Source organism: Cellvibrio sp. GW822-FHT04B05 (genome assembly GCF_058800985.1).
Window position 1 is genome coordinate 48432 of the sequence record NZ_JBXAMU010000001.1, and the last position, 20775, is coordinate 69206.

At 47.1% G+C, this 20775-nt stretch carries 9 protein-coding genes; 7 read left to right on the top strand and 2 right to left on the bottom strand.

Features of this window, described 5'->3' with window-relative positions; genetic code table 11:
* Positions 1–1191, top strand: coding sequence for an ABC transporter permease (locus AC1RJL_RS00305; RefSeq protein WP_492910742.1), 1191 nt, complete (start codon positions 1–3; stop codon positions 1189–1191).
* A gap of 217 nt (positions 1192–1408) precedes the next feature.
* Positions 1409–2449 (top strand): LacI family DNA-binding transcriptional regulator, encoded by a 1041-nt coding sequence (locus AC1RJL_RS00310; protein WP_492910743.1) that lies wholly within the window; start codon positions 1409–1411, stop codon positions 2447–2449.
* 62 nt (positions 2450–2511) lie between these two features.
* On the opposite strand, the gene AC1RJL_RS00315 is transcribed toward AC1RJL_RS00310, so the two are convergent.
* Together AC1RJL_RS00315 and AC1RJL_RS00320 are read right to left on the bottom strand one after the other, a co-directional pair.
* Complete coding sequence (locus tag AC1RJL_RS00315) at positions 2512–3978, bottom strand: MFS transporter (RefSeq protein WP_492910744.1); 1467 nt, start codon at positions 3976–3978, stop codon at positions 2512–2514.
* Between the two features lie 51 nt (positions 3979–4029).
* Positions 4030–6429, bottom strand: coding sequence for a glucan 1,4-alpha-glucosidase (locus tag AC1RJL_RS00320; RefSeq protein ID WP_492910745.1), 2400 nt, complete (start codon positions 6427–6429; stop codon positions 4030–4032).
* A 417-nt stretch (positions 6430–6846) separates the two neighbouring features.
* On the opposite strand from AC1RJL_RS00320, the gene AC1RJL_RS00325 reads away from it, so the two are divergent.
* The 5 genes from AC1RJL_RS00325 to AC1RJL_RS00345 all read left to right on the top strand — a co-directional run bounded on the left by AC1RJL_RS00325 (position 6847) and on the right by AC1RJL_RS00345 (position 20753).
* Positions 6847–8469 (top strand): alpha-glucosidase family protein, encoded by a 1623-nt coding sequence (locus tag AC1RJL_RS00325; RefSeq protein ID WP_492910746.1) that lies wholly within the window; start codon positions 6847–6849, stop codon positions 8467–8469.
* Positions 8470–8889: 420 nt separating this feature from the next.
* A complete protein-coding gene (locus AC1RJL_RS00330; RefSeq protein ID WP_492910747.1) occupies positions 8890–11685 on the top strand; it encodes a TonB-dependent receptor in 2796 nt (931 codons plus the stop codon).
* 180 nt (positions 11686–11865) lie between these two features.
* On the top strand, positions 11866–13713 hold the full coding sequence (locus tag AC1RJL_RS00335; protein WP_492910748.1) for a glycoside hydrolase family 13 protein: 1848 nt from the start codon (positions 11866–11868) through the stop codon (positions 13711–13713).
* A gap of 118 nt (positions 13714–13831) precedes the next feature.
* Positions 13832–15733: an alpha-amylase family glycosyl hydrolase gene (locus AC1RJL_RS00340; RefSeq protein ID WP_492910749.1), complete on the top strand. Its 1902-nt coding sequence runs from the start codon at positions 13832–13834 to the stop codon at positions 15731–15733.
* 532 nt (positions 15734–16265) lie between these two features.
* The gene (locus AC1RJL_RS00345; RefSeq protein ID WP_492910750.1) at positions 16266–20753 is read left to right on the top strand and encodes an alpha-1,6-glucosidase domain-containing protein; all 4488 of its coding nucleotides are present in this window, start codon (positions 16266–16268) and stop codon (positions 20751–20753) included.
* Positions 20754–20775: the final 22 nt, after the last annotated feature.

Consider the following 20775-nt stretch of genomic DNA (forward strand, 5'->3'; position numbering starts at 1 on the left):
ATGTTTAATGGAATTGCACAAATTATTGTTATCACCGTTATGAATCTGCGTAATTTGCCGCAGCGTTTGGGCACCTCGTCTGTTGCAGTATTTGGTGTGGCTTGTGTGGTGGGGGTATTTATTGGCGTGCTCTCCATGTCCAGCGGGTTTCAGCGCACAATGGTCAATGCTGGATCCGATGATGTATTGATGTTGATGCGCTCCGGTGCTACTACGGAAATGAATAGCGGTGTGAGTTACGAGCAGGCGCAATTAATTGCCAATATTCCCGGTATTGCAAAGCAGGATGGAAAACCGCTCAGCTCACCGGAATTATTTGTGATTGTAGATATGCCTATGCGCAATAAAGATACCGGGGCCAATGCGCCTATGCGCGGTGTAGAACCTGCTGCTTTTGCTGTGCGCAAACAATTTTCTATTATCGAGGGCCGCAATTTTGTTCCCGGTAAAAACGAATTGATTGTGGGGCGTGGAGCACAAAAGCAATTTGCAAATTTGGATGTAGGAGCCCTTGTGAAACTGGGGCAAACCGAGTGGACTGTGGTGGGGATATTCGAAGCCGGCGGCGGATTGGCAGAGTCGGAGATTTGGTGCGATGCAAAAATTTTGCAAAACGCATATCGCCGCGGCAACAGTTATCAAGTCGTGCGTATCAAGCTGGATAATAAAAATGGCTTGGACGAATTCAAGGCGGCAGTGGCTATTGATCCCACATTAAATCTGGATATTAAACGCGAGACAGATTATCTCTCTGAGCAATCCGAGCCACTCAGTAAATTTATTAAAATGATCGGTTATCCATTGGCAATACTAATGGCACTCGGTGCAATTTTTGGTGCGGTAAATACTATGTATACATCAGTGTCCAATCGCACACGCGAAATTGCCACCTTGCGTGCGTTAGGTTTTGGTGCAACACCGGTTGCGATATCAACGCTGGTTGAATCTCTGGTGCTGGCAATTGTTGGTGGCATAATCGGTTCGGTTATTGTGTATCTGGTATTTAATGGCTACACCGTATCGACGCTGAATTTCGCGAGTTTTAGCCAGGTTGTTTTTGATTTTGCCGTGACGCCTGATTTATTAATGCAAGGTGTTATTTTTGCCACGGTGATTGGCTTTATCGGCGGATTTTTTCCGGCCATACGCGCAGCGCGGTTACCGGTGGCAACTGCCTTGCGGGAGGTATAATTCCGGGAGTGTTGCGCTGCCGTTATCTAAATGTTTCTTAAAACTATCAAAAGGTCCCTGTATCACAGGGGCTTTTTGTTTGAGACAACCTTGTCGTAGTTTCCCTCGGGGGGTAGTGGCTGATCATGCTGTACGTTGCCAGGGGGGTGATGTAGTATCGTCGCTATACCAAAAAAACAAATACAACAAAAATAGACCTGGAGCGAGGGGCAACAAGTTGAAAGACGATAAACCCACATCATTTGATATCGCCTATAAAGCAGGCGTATCCCAATCCACTGTATCGCGCGCATTACGCAACAGCCCATTGGTCAATGAGGAGACGCGCCTCAAAGTCCAGCAGATTGCCCGTGAACTGAATTATAAAGTCGATAAAAATGCGAGTAGCTTACGCTCCCAGCAAAGCAAAACAATTGCACTTTTGTTGTGTGAAGACCAGGGCACAGGCAATTCGCTGATCAATCCATTTTTCTTATCGATGCTCGGCAGCATCACTCGTGCAACCGCCAGGCGCGGTTTTGATTTGCTGATTTCATTCCAGCAATTTAGCGAAGATTGGCATGCGGACTACGAAGATGCCAATCGCGCTGACGGCATTATCTTTTTAGGTTATGGCGATTACGAAACCTTCGTTAAAAAACTCACCTATCTCACCGAAGTGGGTGCGCACTTTATTACCTGGGGCCCGGTTTTGGAAGGTCAGCCGGGTGTGTCGATTGGCTGCGATAATTTCAATAGCGCCTATAACGCTGCGCAACATCTGTTGTCATTAGGTCGCAAAAATATCGCTTTCCTTGGCGATGTCTCCGAGCACAGTCCCGAGTTTGCCGATCGTTATCACGGCTTCTGTAAAGCGCTACAAGAAGCGGGAATCGAAGTGAACCCTAAGTTGCAGGTCGCAGCAGAAACTTCCGAAGAAGAGGGCTACAAGGCTACGCTGAGTTTGTTGCAGCGTCGCTTGCCATTTGATGCAATATTTGGTGCAAGCGATTTGATCGCTATTGGTGCCATGAAAGCATTGGAGGAGGCTGGAATGCATATCCCGCAAAACGTTGCGGTAATGGGCTTTGATGATATTCCCATGGCCTCGTATACCTATCCACCACTCTCTACCGTACAGCAAGACACCCTGCTTGCCGGTGAGTTATTGGTAGAAAATTTATTAATGTTGGTTGACGGTGAAAGACCTGAGTCAATGTTATTGCCGGCGAAATTAATTGTGCGTGGTTCATGTGGGGCTAACCCATTTAAAAAATAATCTTCCAGAAAATTAAAAGCCCGCCGTTTAAGAGCGACAGGCTTTTTATGTGCGAAAAATGATTAACGTCCCGGTGTTACACGTTCGTTATCATCTCCCGAATCCTTCACAAAATACACCGAGATTGCCCCGAGTACCATCGACACTCCCGCAAGCACCACAATATAAATTGCTTCGTTGTTAAATACATATTTCAAAATTTGTCCTGCAACCAGGCCCGATACAATTTGCGGGGCGGCAATGGTGAAATTAAAAATTCCCATATACACACCGGTTTTATCGGCGGGGAGTGAACCGGCGAGAATTGCGTAAGGCATGGCGAGAATCGCGGCCCAGGCGATACCGATACCAACCATGGGGATTAATAAATCCAGCGCGCCTTGGGGAACCTCTACTTGGGTGATCAATAAATTAACATGCACCACCTCACTGTTTTGGAACAGTATGAAACTCATATAACCCAAGCCGCCGGCAAGTAGCGAGAGCGAATAAGTGAGCTTGCGGCCAATGCGGTTGGCGATGCGTGTAAGCACAATGGAAAAGAGTGCGGCGAATAATGAATAGGCGGCAAAAATAATTCCCACCCAGTCACCGGCTGCACCTTTTGCGGCGGCTATGTCTTGCGGTATTGCAGCGAGTGAATGCAAATAACTGGCATCAAACCATTTTGCTTCTATGCCCCAAATATATTGTGTGATTGCCGGTGTGGTATAGACCCACATGATGAACAGCGAAAACCAGGAGAAGAATTGCACTACTGCAAGTTGACGCATGGTTTTCGGCATATTGATAAATAATTGCCAGAAATTGGCGAGGCGTACACCGAGTGATGGCTTAATCATTGGTGCGGTAACGGGTGTTAAACCTTTATAGCGATAATAATCGGCCGGCGTATATTCTTTGGTGCGGATAACAGTCCAAAGTACGGCGATAAATAAGGCGCTGGCGCCGATATAAAATGCCCAGGTAACGGTGGGTGCAACTTCACCTTTCGGCGCAGAGTTTTCCAAACCGATGACATTAGTGAGTAAAAACGGCAATATAGAACCGATCACCGCGCCGATATTAATCAGTAGCGCCTGAATTGAATAACCGAGTGTGCGCTGTTCATTGGGTACCATGTCGGCGACCAGCGCGCGAAATGGTTGCATGGTCACGTTAAATGCACCGTCCATCAATGCCAGCATTAAACCGCCAAATAACATCGGTGCCATAAGGGTGACAAAGAGTGATGCATTGGGCATTAGCAACATGCCTAGCGCGGCCGCGATTGCACCGCCGAGAATATAGGGGCGGCGACGACCAATCCGGTTCCAGGTGCGATCAGATGCAGCGCCGACAATCGGCTGCACTAATAAACCCATAATCGGTGCAGCAAGCCAAAACAGTGAGAGCGAGTGCAGGTCTGCACCTAAATCGGAAAGTACGCGGCTGACGTTGGCATTTTGCAATGCAAAACCAAGTTGCACTCCTAGGAAGCCGAAACTGACGTTCCAGACTTGCCAGAAGGGGAGTGTGGGTTGTTTCATCGTGTTGTTGCCTTTGTTATAAAATTGGGCGCGAGTGAAATAAGGGCAATATTATTTTACGTAACGCGCTTCGGTGCTGGCATTTCTATCCCACACTTTGCCATCACTGTAGCTGCGCAATAATTTAATGTATTCCGCATGGGTCCAGGCCAGTGGTGTCGCTGAGTTAGTACCTTCACCCAATGCATAATTGTAGGTGGAATTGTTGCCTACGCCATCCCACACTTGTTCGGGGAGCATCATGCCGGCATTGGCGAATAACTCCATGCCTTTGACATAGGTGTTGCGCAGTTTTTCAATATCGACTTGTTTGTTCACTGTTGCCAATTGCAATTCAAAATGACCGCGCTCGCCGGTAAAGAACGGCCACACGCGTCCACGGCCCTGGGTGGAGTTGTTGGATTCCACGTAACCCATGCCGTTACTTACGTCTTCACCGTAGCCGTCGATGCCATAGCGACGCCAGCCAGGGAAGGTGCCTTCCACACCGGGAAAAGTGAATTCATATTTGGTGCGCAACAAATCGGGTAATTGCAGGTTGTCGTATTCCGGTAATGTTTCGAGAATTTTTTTATCGTCAGCGGCGCGCACACCGTAGCGCACCAATTCCAAAAAGCCACCGTCGATAACCTGGGATTCATCGCCAATGGTTTGCGCGTTGCGCACATCAAGCGGTGAATGATCATTTGGATTGTCATTGGCATTAATACGCAAATAATAATTGCCGTTACCCAGCTCGCCGGTCAATGAACCTTTAGTGGTGTAAGTGAGTGATTCCAGTTCATTTGAATATTTATCGGCAGCGGCGAGGTAGCGTTTTGCACTATCGGCATCGCCTGCAAGCATGGCGATATCCGCTGCAGAAACCAGGCCCGCAATCACTGCTGCCGTGGTCGATGGAGAATAGCCTTGCTGTTCTTCCCAGCGCTCTTGTTGCGTGAAGGGTGGTTTGATCGTGGTGTCGTTCCACAAAATTTTTACTGCACCGCCATCCACCAAAAAGTTGGCGGCAGGTTTGAGCATTTTGTTGTACCAGCGAGTAATATCGGCATCGCCCAGCACGCCTTCTTTCCACAAGCGCCAGCCGAGCATAATGGGCATACCGGTTTGGTCAAGTTGCACACCAACCCACTCGGGTTCGCCATCAACATGGGTTTTTTGCAAGAACCATCCAGGCACGCCGGTGTAACCGTTAATTTTTTCGCTGGCTTGAATTTTTTCCAGATATTCAAAGGCAACGCGCGGCGATTCAGTATCACCCAATGCCAGCATCGCCATAGCAACCTGATAAAAATCGCGTGGCCATACAGCTTTGTAACCGGTCGCTGATTGTTCTGCCGACTTGTGATCACCCCATGGATTGGAAAGTGATGCGATAAACGCACCGGCGTGAGTTTTGTCTTCCTGCGCTTTTAGTACCATCGCGCTGGTGTAGAGCAATTTGCCATTATCCGTTGCGGTTGCCGATAATTTTTCCAGTGTGGGTAATGATTGTAAAAAATCCTGCCAGCCAATGACATCGCCGTCACCGTTATAGTGAGCGAGCACTTTGTCGTAACCTTTTGCCAGTGTTTGTTCTGCAGCGGCGGTACTTTCGGATTCATTTTTGCCGAAGCCAAGCACTATATCCCATTGTGCGCTTTCGCCATTTTTTACTTCGGGCATTTGCAAGGTAAAGGCAACATTACCTTTGCTGGTGCCGGTAGTGGAATAAGTTTTGGTGATTTTTCCGGAGTTCTTTAGTTCGGTGATGCCATCAGAAATACCTTCAAAGCCGACAACACTTTGCGCCACTTTTGCAGTGGTTTTTAAGGTCATGCTGGTGTTGCCATCCGTTGTCGTCCAGTTGCCGTTGGCGAAACTGGCGCTGTCATTACTGCCGGTATTGGCAATGGCCGGATTGATGTAAGCGTAAGCAATCACGCCGTCAGCCAATGCGCGAAATTGCACGCGCATCATTAATGTTTGTGAATCCGGATCGGTAAAAATATGTTTTTCAATTTCATATTTTCCCTCTTTATCTTTATTCACTATTTTATAGGCGAGTGATTGCGGACGTCCTTGCGCATCGGTTTTTAAATATTCGATAGTGGAAATGGTGTCTTTCTTTTCTTCATCAAGAAAGTCGCTACCTTTGATAAAAAATTGCAGCTCTTGTAGTTGCGCTTCGTGAATCAAGCCGTACATGGTTTCGGTGAGAATGCCTTGGGCGATGGAAAACCAGACTTTGGAAATAGTGCCCGTTGCACCTGAATCACTGTAAGTACCATTGGTATACTGTTCGAAGGACGTGCCTATGCCAGTTTTTCCTGAGTATGCCCACACAGAAGAATTACCTGGCGCCCCCGGTGCAACGGTATCGGTTTGCGAATTATTAGTAGGCGAATTATCAGAACAGGCGGCAAGCAATAAGCTGCTGCTGATCACCAGGGTTAAAATATTTTTTTTCATGGCAGGAATCTCGTGTAGTAAAGAAATCATGTGTAAAGAAATTTTATTTATATTCTTCTATTGGTTGTGCTTTTAAGCGGCATGGTGCACTTCGCTATAAGCTCTACCCGTCATAGCAGAAATGACTATTTCGATACCTTAGGGCTTGGCTAAACTGATCACAAGACACTGCATACGTATTCAGGTTGCATACGTATGCAACAAAGATTAGCCCATATATTTTTGCGTCGTGGTAAAAATCTGGCGCTTATGAATACGTATTCTACGGTTTTCCCAGTGCTAAAACCCAGCTTGGCGACTTGCATACGTATGTAGTCACTTGGCGAAAAAATATTGCTCGCGTATGTTGGTATTACGTAGTCTGAACACTGGCTCAAACAAGTGTTCGTGAGATCAATAACAAGAGATTCCTGTAAAATGACAACAACTCCCTGGTGGCGCGGCGCGGTGATATATCAGGTATATCCACGCAGCTTGATGGACGCCAACAACGACGGCATAGGCGATATTCCCGGTATTATCAGTAAACTTGATTACATTGCGAGCTTGGGAGTAGATGCAATTTGGGTCTCGCCGTTTTTTAAATCGCCGATGAAAGATTTTGGTTACGATATTAGCGATTATCGCGATATTGATCCGATTTTTGGCACGCTTGCCGATTTCGATGAATTGATTGCCAGGGCACATGGGCGCGGTATCAACATTATTATTGACCAAGTACTGAGCCATACATCAGATCAGCACGCATGGTTCACTGCCAGCCGTGAATCGCGCGATAACCCGTATGCCGATTGGTATGTATGGGCTGATCCTTTGCCTGATGGCAATCCACCCAACAACTGGCTGGCGATATTTGGTGGATCGGCCTGGGAGTGGGAACCGCGTCGCTGCCAATATTATTTACACAACTTTCTAAAATCCCAACCGGATTTAAATTATCACTGCCCCCAAGTACGTGAACAAATTTTGCAAGAAGTGGAATTTTGGTTGAAGCGCGGTGTTGATGGTCTGCGTTTGGATGCGATTAATTTTTGCTTTCACGATAAAGAATTGCGCTCCAATCCGGTTAAGCCGGAAGAGGAGCGCAAAGGCCGCGGCTTCTCTTTGGATAATCCCTACGCATTCCAGAAGCATATTTACGACAATACACGTCCTGAAAATCTTGTATTTCTTGAGAGCTTGCGCGCATTGATGGATCGCTATCCCGGCACTGTCACGCTCGGGGAAATTTCTGCTGATGATTCGCTCAAAACCATGGCGGAATATACCACTGGTAATTCGCGTTTGCACATGGCTTACAGTTTTGAATTATTGGTAGAAAAATTATCCGGAACTTATATTCGCGATACGGTAGAAACACTGGAGAAAAATCTGTCGGAAGGTTGGCCTTGCTGGGCGATAGGCAATCACGATGTGCGCCGGTTTATGTCGCGCTGGGGCGGTAAACACCAATCGCCTCAATTGGCTAAAACACTCAATGCCATGTTGTTATCGCTGCGCGGCAGCGTGTGCAGTTATCAAGGTGAAGAATTGGGTTTGACCGAGGCAGAAATCCGGCAGCACGAATTGCAAGATCCCTATGGCATTACATTCTGGCCACGTTTTAAAGGACGCGATGGCTGCCGTACACCGATGCCGTGGAATCACAGCGACGCACACGCCGGATTTTCGCAAGCAAAGACCTGGTTACCTATTCCTGCTGCTCACAAAGAGCAAGCGGTGAATCTGCAAGATGCGGATGAGACATCGATCCTCAATGCGTATCGCCAATTTATGCAGTGGCGCAAACAACAACCTGCATTGCGCCTGGGTGATATTGAGTTTGTCGCCGATGCTGAAAATTACATTGCGTTTATTCGCCGCTACGGTAATGAGGCATTGTTGTGCGCATTTAATTTTTCCGCAAGTGAGCAAGTTATTTCTCTCGGTGCTGATTATGCGCTTGAATCAATTGACGGACATGGCTGTCATTCGGTGAGTGCGAATGGAAATGGCGTATCAATTCCTGCATATTCGGCATCTATCTCACGTTTGCGTTAAGGTTTTAAATTTTTGTTATCCTTTGTTGTCTTGTTTGATGAGGGCCTTTGGGCCCTCTTTTTTTCCTGCCATTTTCTGTTCTTTTCTATCCCATTAACTAATCTTCGCATCCTATTTATTTCTGTAGGTGCTTTAAATAAAACTGTTTATTTGATTTTTATTTTTAAAGCGCTGGATTGAAAACATTAATCAACTAGGCTTAAGCCTGTAAAGGAAGTCGTGGTATTGGTTCCGCTATTCGTATCGTTGCATACGTATGCGAACCGTTGAATACGTATGCATTCTATTGTGAGGGCAATAGCATAAGGCCTACTATCATTTCAACGACAGTACCACTCTGTTTTTGCGCATATGCGTGGGATTTTGTCGTATACGCATATGTTAAAAATAAAAGCTACACCTCCACGGAGAGCAATAATTATGAGAAAGCACACGTTCAACCATATGTTCGCATTGGCTGCCACTATGGCATTGGTATCGGGTTCACAAACTGTTTATGCACAAGGTAGTGATGACTCTGTTGAAGAAGTCACTGTGACCGGTTTTCGCGCCAGCTTGCAAAATTCTATCGCAACCAAACAAGAATCCTCATCGGTTATTGAAGCGCTGACTGCTGAGGATATCGGTAAACTTCCAGACACCAGTATCGCCGAGTCCCTTGCACGCTTGCCCGGTTTGGCCGGTGAGCGCCGCGATGGCCGCACCAGCGGTATTTCTGTGCGTGGCTTCAACGAAAACTACGTAGCGACTACCATGAATGGTCGCGAAATTTTAGGTATCGGTGATAACCGTGGCGTTGAATACGATTTGTATCCGTCAGAAATTTTATCCGGTGCGGTTGTTTATAAAACACCGGACGCCAGCAAAGTGCATCAAGGCCTTGGTGGTATTGTTGATCTGAAAACTATTCGCCCGCTTGAGCGCGACCGTACTCTGACAATCAACGCCAACTACGAATTAAACGACCTGAAATCAGCGAACCCGGATTTTGATGATACCGGCCATCGCGCTGCATTTATTTATTCCGATAAATTTTTGGACGACACGCTCGGCGTTGCAATTTCTGTTGCCACTATGGAATCACCAAGTCAGGAGCAACAATTCCGTGGCTGGGGTTATGCCGACCTTGATAACGAAGGTCCAGGCCAAACCCTTGCCTTGGGCGGTCACGACTCATTCGTGCGCTCAGCGTTAATGGATCGCGATACCTTCTCGGGCGTATTGCAATTCGCGCCTAACGACCAGTGGACGTTTACCCTTGATGCACTCTATATCGACTTCACCGATTCCAAAGTATTTCGCGGTGTGGAAGAGGGTACTGTGTGGGGTGGTGGTGTAACCAACGTTCATTCGACGATTGACGATAATTTGGTGACCTCTGGTGAATGGAGCGGTTTCCACAGCGTTATCCGTAACGATGCTGAAGTGAAAGATGGTGAGCTGACTACATTCGGTTTCAATGCAGAATATTTGATTAACGATAATTGGGCATTAACGCTTGATGTATCCAGCGGTGAGTCATCCAAAGATTTACTCAACATTGAAAGTTATTCCGGTGTTGGCCGTGCCGGCACTGCAACACAAGGCGCACCGGCTGCACGTTCTTACGTATTGACTGCTGACGGCGCTCGCTTCGGCCCGCACTCAACCTTGACTACACCGGACTATTCCAATCCTGCGAATATTCGTCTTGCTGGTCCGCAAGCATGGGGTGGTGCAATTGCGCCATTGGTTGGTGGACAAAATAACGCGCAAGACGGTTTTGTAAACAATCCGTATTTTGAAGAAGAGTTGAATGCTGTCCGTTTGCAAGCAGCAGGTGAAATTGAATTTTCTATCGTTAAAGGTGTTGAATTCGGAATCAATTATTCTGATCGTACCAAATCCAAAGTTAACTACGGTGCATTCCTGATTGCTCCCGGATTTTATGCGGCAGACGGTGTAACTATTGCTAACGGCGATATCGCAGTACCGGAAGAATATATTGTCGGTAGCGCCGATTTAAGCTTCCTCGGTTTGGGTAGCATTCTCGCGTATGACGGTATTGGTATTTACAAAGATGGGCTCTATCGCTCCATCGATGCAACGACCACTGAACCTGGCCGTAAGGGCGACACCTATGAAGTAACAGAAAAGGTAACCACTGCATACGGCCTGGCAAAATTTGAAACTGGAATCTTGACTGGTAATGTTGGTTTGCAAGTTGTGTCATCAGATCAATCGGGTACCGGCTTTGATGCCTACACCGGCGCTAATACTCTGGTAACGGCAATACCTGTATCAGAGAGCGACAAGTACACCAAATTGTTACCCAGCTTGAACATGAACTTCCAAATTACCGATGATCAAATTATTCGCTTTGCTGCATCGAAAACGGCATCGCGCGCACGTATGGATGCAATGCGTCCTAATAGTGTAATTGGTTTTAGTTTCGATACTGCTCGTCGCAGCAGTTCTGATCCTGAGTTCAGTGCGTGGGATTCATCAGAAGGTAATACACACTTGAAGCCGATTGAAGCGATTCAGTCTGATCTCTCGTATGAGTATTATTTTGCCGATGATGGTTTTGTATCTTTAACCTATTTCTATAAAGATCTGCAAAACTGGCATGTATCAGAAAGTGTAGTGACTGATTTTACATCATGGATTATTCCCGGTTATCACGATGCAGGTATTCCTGAACTGGTTTCAACCACTGGCTTGACGACCCGCACATTTGAAGCAGGCGGTGGTTACGTTGCTGGTAACGAGTTGCAGGTCAGTTTCCCATTCCATGTGCTAAGCGATAGCCTTGACGGCTTTGGTATTCTGATTAGTGGCACATTCCTGAATGGTGAAATTGATTACGACGGTGAGAAACAGCGTATTCCTGGCCTCTCAAAAGAGTCATATCAATTAACTGCTTACTTTGAGAAAAATGGATTCGAGTTCCGTGTTAGCGGGCGTAAGCGCGATTCTTACCTGACTGAAGAGCGCGGTGTGAGTCTTGCGCTGACTCCGGCAGTTGACCAGGGCTCTGAATTGTGGGATGCACAAATCGGTTACAACTTCAGTTCGTCCGGCATTGATGCATTGAATGGTTTGACGCTGACACTACAAGCGCAAAACTTTACCAACGAAAAAACCGTTACTACTCAGGAAACCGATTCACGTCAGGTTAACCGTTATCAAAACTTCGGCGCTAACTATCTGTTAGGTGCCAGCTACAAGTTCTAATCATGTTGTTAGTCGTCTGATTGTTAAAAACCCTGCCTGTTGTTGCCGGCAGGGTTTTTTTTTCAAATTTATAAAAAATGACTTACATAAGCAGTGTAAAACTTGAATGATCCGTTAGATGAAATCCCGAATGCCACATTGATCACCATTTAGTAATGATTTGATAACAGCAGGATTTATATGAAAAAAATAATTCTATTTATCAGTGTATGTTGGGTTGTATCCGGCGCGTCAGCCGCTCCATACGAAATAAAACACCTGGAGCCAGCGAACTGGTGGATAGGGATGAAATACCACCAGGTTGAATTATTAGTGCACGGTGAAAACATCAGTACTACAACACCTGCTATTGCTTATCCCGGCGTTACGATTGTCGATACCAAAAAAACTGACAATCCTAATTATCTATTTGTGACAATTGATATTGCTGCTTCAGCCAAGCCGGGGAAATTTGCAATTGATTTCGCGCTTGATGGTGTCAAGAAAAGCAGCTTTACCTACACTTTGCTGGTGCGCGAAAAAAATTCAGCGAATCGCATAGGTTTTTCTGCAAAAGATAGTATTTATTTAATTACACCTGATCGCTTTGCCAACGGAAATCCTAAAAATGATTCTGTTCCCGGGTTGACCGAGAAACCTGACCGTAATAATAAAGGCGGCCGCCATGGCGGTGATATTGCGGGTATGACGCAGCATCTCGATTATATTGCCAAAATGGGTTTCACCCAAATTTGGCCTAATCCACTGACGGAAAATAATCAGCCTGACTATTCTTACCACGGTTATGCCGCTACCGATTTATATTTGGTGGATGCACGCTATGGTAGCAATGAAGATTTTAAACACTTTGTTACTAAAGCAAAGCAAAAAAATATCGGAGTGATCCAGGATATTATCCTCAACCATATAGGTTCAAAACACTGGTGGATGGGAGATATGCCCGCCCGCGATTGGTTAAATTTTCCCGACAAATATACAGAAACCACCCATCGTCGTACAACAATACAAGATCCATACGCTGCACCAGCGGATAAAGAATTATTTGTCAGCGGCTGGTTCACCACCGGCATGCCGGATTTAAACCAGCGCAATCCGCTGTTAGCGCGTTACCTTATCCAGAATACAATTTGGTGGATTGAATTTGCTGGCCTGAGCGGCGTGCGTGAAGATACTTATGGTTACGCTGATGAAAAATTTTTGTCGCAATGGGCGCAAATAGTCATGGAAGAATATCCGAATTTTAATATGGTTGGAGAAGAATGGAGCGGTAATCCCGCCGTTGTTGCGCATTGGCAAAAAGGTAAACAAAACAGCAGCGGTCATGTTCCTCATATTCCCAGCATGATGGACTTTCCTATTTACGATGCACTGCGTCTTGCCTTGTATGAGAAAGAAGGCTGGGATACTGGTATCATTCGTTTATACGAAACTCTGGCAGATGATTTTATTTATCCCGATCCATTTAATTTGGTTATCTTCCCGGAAAACCACGATACCTCACGCATTTATTCCTATCTCAATGAAGATGTTGATCTGTTCAAAATGGCCATGGCGTATATGGCGACCATGCGCGGTATCCCGCAGTTTTATTATGGCTCTGAGGTGTTGATGACTAGCCCGCGCGAGCGTGATGATGGTGCGGTGCGCGCCGATATGCCTGGCGGCTGGAAAGGTGATAGCAAAAATGCGTTTACTGGCAAAGGCCTCAGTGCAAGAGAGAAGGATGCGCAGGCTTATATTAAAACCTTGCTCAACTGGAGAAAAAATGCTGAGGTGATCCATCGTGGGAAGCTACTGCATTTTGCGCCGGTAGATGGAATTTATGTTTATTTCCGCTATTTGGATGATCAGGCAGTAATGGTCGTGTTAAACAAAAATCAGGAAGGAAAAAATCTGGATTTGCAGCGATTTAATGAATTGCTGTCAGGAAAGGGTAGCGCAGTGGATGCGCTTACGGCGCGTAAACTGGATATTACCAAATCACTTTCCTTGCCGGCGAAGTCGGCATTGATTATCGATTTGCAATAGTGGCATAAACAACCGGTTATGTTAAAAATCTACGTTAAAACAGTTGTATTGCATGGTCATGTTAAATAGCCATGGCGAATGCCATGGCTATTTTTTAAGGTGTTAAGCGGATGGTTTTATGATAAAAAAAATCTGGGTCTTCAGTGGTGTAGTGCTGGCATTAGCAGCCTGCAGCCCACTTATTAAAAAATCGGCGGAGCCAGCGAATCCGAAAACGATACAAGGTAAGCCGCTGGTCTACCAAATATTTACCCGCCTGTACGGCAATACCAATAACACCAATAAACCTTGGGGCACTATTGAAGAAAACGGTGTAGGTAAATTTAACGATATTACTGAGACTGCACTCAAATCGATTAAGGAATTGGGTGTGACCCATGTGTGGTACACCGGTGTGCCACATCATGCCGTTATTCGCGATTACACTGCCTATGGTATTAGCAATGACGATCCTGATGTAGTGAAAGGCCGTGCAGGTTCTCCCTATGCGGTAAAAGATTATTACAACGTAAATCCGGATCTTGCAGTAGATCCGGCTAATCGTCTGCAAGAATTTGAAGCGCTCATTGCCCGCACCCATGCACAAGGTATGAAAGTGATTATCGATATAGTGCCCAACCATGTTGCGCGCAGTTATCAATCCCTCAGCAAGCCAGACGGCGTAGAAGATTTTGGTCTGCGCGATAATAAAAATGTTGAGTACGCGCGTGACAATAATTTTTATTACGTGGTTGGACAGGATTTTAAAGTGCCCGATTTTAAAATAGCTGGGGCACAAGGCAATTATCGTCCGCTGGGTGGTGCAGCGCATCCCCTGAGTGATGGGCACTTCGATGAAAAACCGGCGAAGTGGACTGGCAACGGTTCGCGTCTCGCGCAACCTCGCTTTGATGACTGGTATGAAACTGTAAAAATTAATTACGGTGTGCGCCCTGATGGCAGCAAAGATTTCCCCGGATTGCCCGCTGACTATGCACACAAAAATGTACATGAGCATGCTCAGTTTTGGCAAGGTAAAAACGTTCCTGATTCCTGGGTCAAGTTTCGCCACATTGTCGAATATTGGTTGGCGAAAGGAGTAGATGGATTTCGTTTTGATATGGCAGAAATGGTGCCGGTCGAATTCTGGAGTTATTTAAATTCTTCGATCAAACAAAAAAATCCGGATGCATTTTTATTGGCGGAAGTTTACAACCCACACGAGTATCGCAATTACATTCGCTTGGGGAAAATGGATTACCTCTACGACAAAGTAGAAATGTACGATAGTTTAAAAGCAATTATTCAAGGCAATGCCAGCACGGATGTTATTGCGTCAGTTCAGGCCGGTATGAGTGATATTGAAGAACATATGCTGCACTTTTTGGAAAACCATGATGAGCAGCGCATCGCTAGCCCTGCATTTGCGGGTAGTGCGGAAAAAGCCAAGCCTGCGATGGTGGTGTCTACATTAATCAGTCGTTCGCCTACGATGGTTTATTTTGGCCAGGAGGTAGGAGAGAGTGCTGCATTGGACTCGGGCTTTGGCGATCCTACCCGGACGACTATTTTTGATTATGCCGGTGTACCCGCGCATCAGCGTTTTATGAATGCAGGTAAATTTGATGGCGGGCAGTCATCCGCAGGTGAAAGAGCATTGCGGGATTTTTATCGTCAATTGCTACAAATATCTATTAACCACTCGGCAATGAATGGCCAATATGCCGAAATCCATTCCTATAACAGCGCACATACGCAGGGTTACAATAGGCAATTGTTTTCATTTGTACGCTGGAGTAAAGATGAAAAGATTATTGTGGTAACAAATTTTAATTCTAATAACGCCTATCAAATTACGCTCAAAATTCCGCAGGCTGTTATCAGTGAGTGGCAGTTATCCTCATCGCTATATCACTTGCAGGAAATTCTTACGGGCATGGATGTAAAAGACGATTTTCATGTAGTAAATGGCGTCGGTTATGTAGATATTAATTTGCCGCCATTAGGATCAGCAGTGCTTACACTCGGCCCTGCTAAGTAATCTTGCGATTATCTGGTTTTTTTAATCTATTTTATCGGGGTTTTTATCCGCTCTCTTCAATTAAGGCGCCTGCTATATAGCGGCGCTTTTTTGTGCCTATTTTTTAATTAGCTTCTTGTATTAGGCGCGCATTTCTTCTTCATTGGTCGTTTCTCTCTTAATTGGCCATCTTTTAAAAGTGTTACTTTTCTTCATCTTTTTTTGCTTTGCATACGTATGCAATTTTTATTTTCATTTACCAGTTTTACTGCATACGTATGTAGTTTGCGTAGTTTATACGCCAATCTTACACTGGGCTTAAGCGCCTTAATTCACTCTTTTTAATAGCGATAAAAGTAAATCCAGAAAAATCCTGGTGCCTGATCAGTTCACAGGTTTTTTGCGGCGCAATTATAAAAATGCAAACTAGACTGAATGGAACCGCTCTTCTGTTTTTTATTACCTCTCCATGTTCACGTTCATCCAGTTTGTGTTGCCAGTCAGTTTTTGTTCTTGATTCCATTGTAAAAATAATTAATTGGGAGATAGTTAAATGTTCAACTCACGCAGACAAATTGTGCGAAGTACACTGGGGCTTGCTGCTTTGGTGTTGGGCGCACTGGTGTTGACCAGTTGCGGTGGTGGCAGCGGTACCGACAATAAAAAAGTTGATCTGCCAAGTTGTCGCGATCCGTTTGTGCTTTTGGATAACGGGACCTGCGGTGAGGTGCGTCCTCCCTATGTGCCGCCCGCCTGTCCTGAAGGACAAGTGCGTAATGATATCGGCACTTGTGTGGTGCCTGATTTCCCTCCGCCAGAGAGAATTCCCGGTCCGAATGAGGTAGTGATTTACGTTAACCTCGATGCTGACGAGTCGACCAAACAGGCTGCGTTTGCCAGTTACAACCTGCACTTGTGGCAAGACTGCGGCAATGGCTGGGGCACCTCGGTCACTGATGCAAAAGGCAGTACCTATTCCATTCCGACTACCTGGCCTAACGGTCCCGGTGTTGCGAGTAAAGATGATGGCGCTATAGGCGTACGTCACGATCCTTACTACGGTGCGTATTTTGTAATCCCGACCAGCGAGGTGGGTACCTGCGGAAATTTTATTATCAAAACACCTGGTGGGGCCTCCCAGACCAATGATTTGCAAATGAACATCAAGCGTGATGGTGGCGATTACGACCGCATGATGTGGGTGATTATTAACACTGACAATATGCGCAACAGTCGCTCCAGTACTTTACCGATTTGCATCAATGATATTTGTACGTTGAAAAGGCCATTGTTAAGCATTACCGACGTGGAAGCTCACTGGATTAGTCCGCACACTATTTTGTGGAATCGCGAAATTGCTGCGAATAAAAAAGTGGAATTATTCCAATCAACAACGGGTGGAATTGCCGCTGCAGAAGATGGCAGTTTGACTGGTGCAAAATTGCTGGCAACCCTGGGTTCAGCACGTCCCTTAACCGAGGCAGAGCGTGCATTAGTGCCGCATCTCGCTTCTTATTTCGCCTACGACTTGCCGTCCAATATATCAATTGATGTAATTAAAACGGCACTGAAAGATGAATTATTAGTTGTCGGTCGTTACGATTCTATTGAGGAGAATGACAGTGGTGCGACTGTGACGGTAGAGCGCGGCCGCGCAACGCGTATCCAATTGGCGCATGTGCTCGATGCACTTTATACCGCAGGTGCTAACGATGCGGACGAAGCAAAATTAGGTGTGAGTTACGATAGTGGTGTAGGTGTTTCCGTGTGGGCGCCGACAGCACAAAATGTTGAGCTGCGTATCTATTCCGGCGAACCGCTACGTGTCGCCGACACCAAACCCATGCAGTGGGATGGCAATACCGGTATCTGGAGTGTGAAAGGAACTGCGGCGGAACTCGATCGCAAGTTCTATCGCTTTCGCGTTACTACTTACAATCCTGTTGCGAAAAAAGTGCAGCGTTTGGAAGTAACTGATCCTTACTCAATTTCACTTTCTACCAATGGTCGCCACTCGCAATTTGTTAACTTCAATGACGCGGATTTAAAACCGGCTGGTTGGGACAGTCACACAATTCCTGAAGTTGCTGCGCCGGAAGAGATGACGATTTATGAAGGCCATATCCGCGACTTCAGTATCAATGACCAAAGTACACCGGCGGCTTATCGCGGTAAGTACATGGCATTTACGCAAACCAATACGGTTCCGGTTGCGCATTTGCAATCGTTGGTGGCAGCGGGTCTGACCCACATTCATTTACTGCCGGGCAACGATGGTTCCAGCATCGCTGAAAATGTAAATGCCCAAGTGAACCTGGACAGTTATGTGTTTGAACTTTGCCAGCATTTGACTGATCCCAAATCGGTGCGCGAGTGCGATGGTTCAGTGAGCAATGGCGTGACTTTGCGCAGCTTGCTCGAAAGTTATGATCCGCAAAGTGACAAAGCGCGTACCTTAACCGGTGTGATTGCGAATCTCGATGGTTTTAACTGGAACTATGACCCGCAGCATTTCAATGCACCGGAAGGCAGCTATGCGACCAATCCCGAAGGCTTCCTGCGTATCAAAGAAATGCGTGCGATGAATATGGCGCTGCATCAGTTGGGTTTGCGCGTGGTAATGGATGTGGTTTATCCGCACACCACATCATCCGGTATTGAAGCGGCGAATTCGGTATTCGATAAAGTGGTGCCCGGTTATTACTACCGCACTAATGCCGCGACTGGCGAAGCGGAGAATGGCACGTTTGCCGGATCGGATACTGCAACTGAACATCGCATGATGGGCAAGTTTGTGGCTGATTCAGTCGTGCAATGGGCGCAAGAGTACAAAGTTGACGGTTTCCGTTTTGACCAATCCGGCTACATGCCGAAGTCGGTATTGGTGGATGCATATGAAGCCGTTAAAGCGGTTGATCCCGACAACTATTTCTATGCGGAAGCTTGGACTCCTGCAGGTGGCACTTCCGGTGATCGCATCGCGGTGCGATCAACTCAGGAGGCGTTAGCCGGAACCGGAATCGGTACCTTCAACGATCGTATGCGCAATCCGCTGCAACAAATTTCGCTGATCAAAGGCGATAACGTTGATGCAATTCGTGCGGGCCTTGCCGGCAATCTGCGCGACTTCCAGTTAAAAACCAAATCGGGCGCGATCATTAAAGCCTCGACCGTAGGTGCTTACAACCTCGATCCCCAAGAGGCAATTAACTACGTCGAGAAGCACGATAACGAAACCCTGTGGGATTGGATGCATCGCCCCAATGCGCTGCCCGCTGACATGACGCGCGAGAACCGTGTGCGTGTCCACAGCCTGACGTTGTCGCTGCCGCTGCTGAGCCAGGGCGTACCCTTTATTCAAATGGGTAGTGATCTGCTGCGCTCCAAATCCATGTCGCCCAACAGCTATAACGCGGGCGATTGGTTCAACAATATCGACTTCACCAAGCAAAGCAATAACTGGGCAGTGGGGCTGCCGCCTGAGTTGCGCGACGGTGTGACCGACGACTATGTCAAAACCCTGTTCGCCAATCCGCAAACCAAACCGGAAGCCACGGATATCGCAAAAGCATCTGCAGTATTTGATGAATTCCTGGGTATCGCTTCCGGCAGTCCTCTGTTCAGCTTGAGGACGGCGCAAGAGGTTATCGATCGTGTTGGTTTCCATGACGGCGGCAAAACCCAGGTGGCTGGTTTAATTGTGATGAGTATCGATGACGGTGTCGGCACTGTTGCAGGTACTGATGCAACCGCGCGCGCTGATCTGGATGCAAATGTGGATGCTGTGGTGGTGGTGGTCAATGGCACTAACGCTGCCACGTCGGCGAAGATCAACACCGCGACCGGTTTCACGTTGCACCAGACGCTCAAAAATTCGGCTGATAGCGTGGTAAGAACGGCGAGCTTTGCAGTAGATGGCGATGTCGGTGTGTTTACCGTGCCTGCTTACACCACGGCGGTTTTTGTGAAGCCACAAGCCGGCGTGCAAGGGCAGGGCTTGTCTGCCACTGTGAGCTTGGGAACCAGCGCTCCAGTGCCTTACGGTGATACTGCAATCTATGTGCGTGGCGATGTGTCAGCCGCTGGTTGGGACGCGACTGCAGCTAACCAAATGAGATATGACGGCGATGGCATCTATTCGGTTCTGCTGAATGTTCCTGCCGGTACCCATAACTTCAAAGTGGCCGAAGCCAACTGGAGCAGTCCAAACCTCGGTTCCAATCAACCTGTTACCCCGGGGGGATCAATCACTCTGGCGCAAGGCAGTAACGACAATATCAGTATCACCGTCGCCACTGCCGGTATCTATCGCTTCGAACTGGATGCATCAACAAGCACCACTGCACCGACCCTGACGGTTACCGATCCGGATACCTACAAAGGCACGGGTGTACATCTGCGCGGCACTGTGACGGCGTCAGGTTGGGATGCCGATGCGGGCAACCAATTGGCCTACGAAGGTAACAGTGTGTACGGCATCAGCGTTGCCATGACGCCGGGCGATTACATGTTCAAGCTGGCTTCCAGCGACTGGAGTACGGTCAACCTTGGCTCGGCAACTGCTGTGACCCTGGGCGATAGTGTGATCCTCACTCCGGGCAGCAATGACAACATCAATATCACCATCACTATGGCGGCGAATTACCGTTTTGCAGTGGATGCGCGCAATCCTGCGGCGCCGGTGCTCAAGGTGTATATCGATGACTTGTTCAGTACGACGCCGATTTATCTGCGCGGCACTGTGACATCTGCGGGCTGGGGTGATACCAATGCAGTTAACCGCCTTACCTATACCGGACGTGGGCTCTATACCCAAACCGTAGCCATAGCGGCGGGTGATTATGTGTTTAAAGTAGCCGAAGCTAACTGGACCAACCCGAACCTTGGTGGCTCCGCTGTGATATTGGGTGAGCCGACTGAAGTGATTCAAGGCTCCAATGACAATATTGGTATCAATATTCCAACGGCCGGTAACTACCGCTTCACACTCGATACCACGAGCCAGAATGCCATCACTATCACGGTAGATGCCGTGAATTAACCGGGCTGCTCCCCGCCCGGTG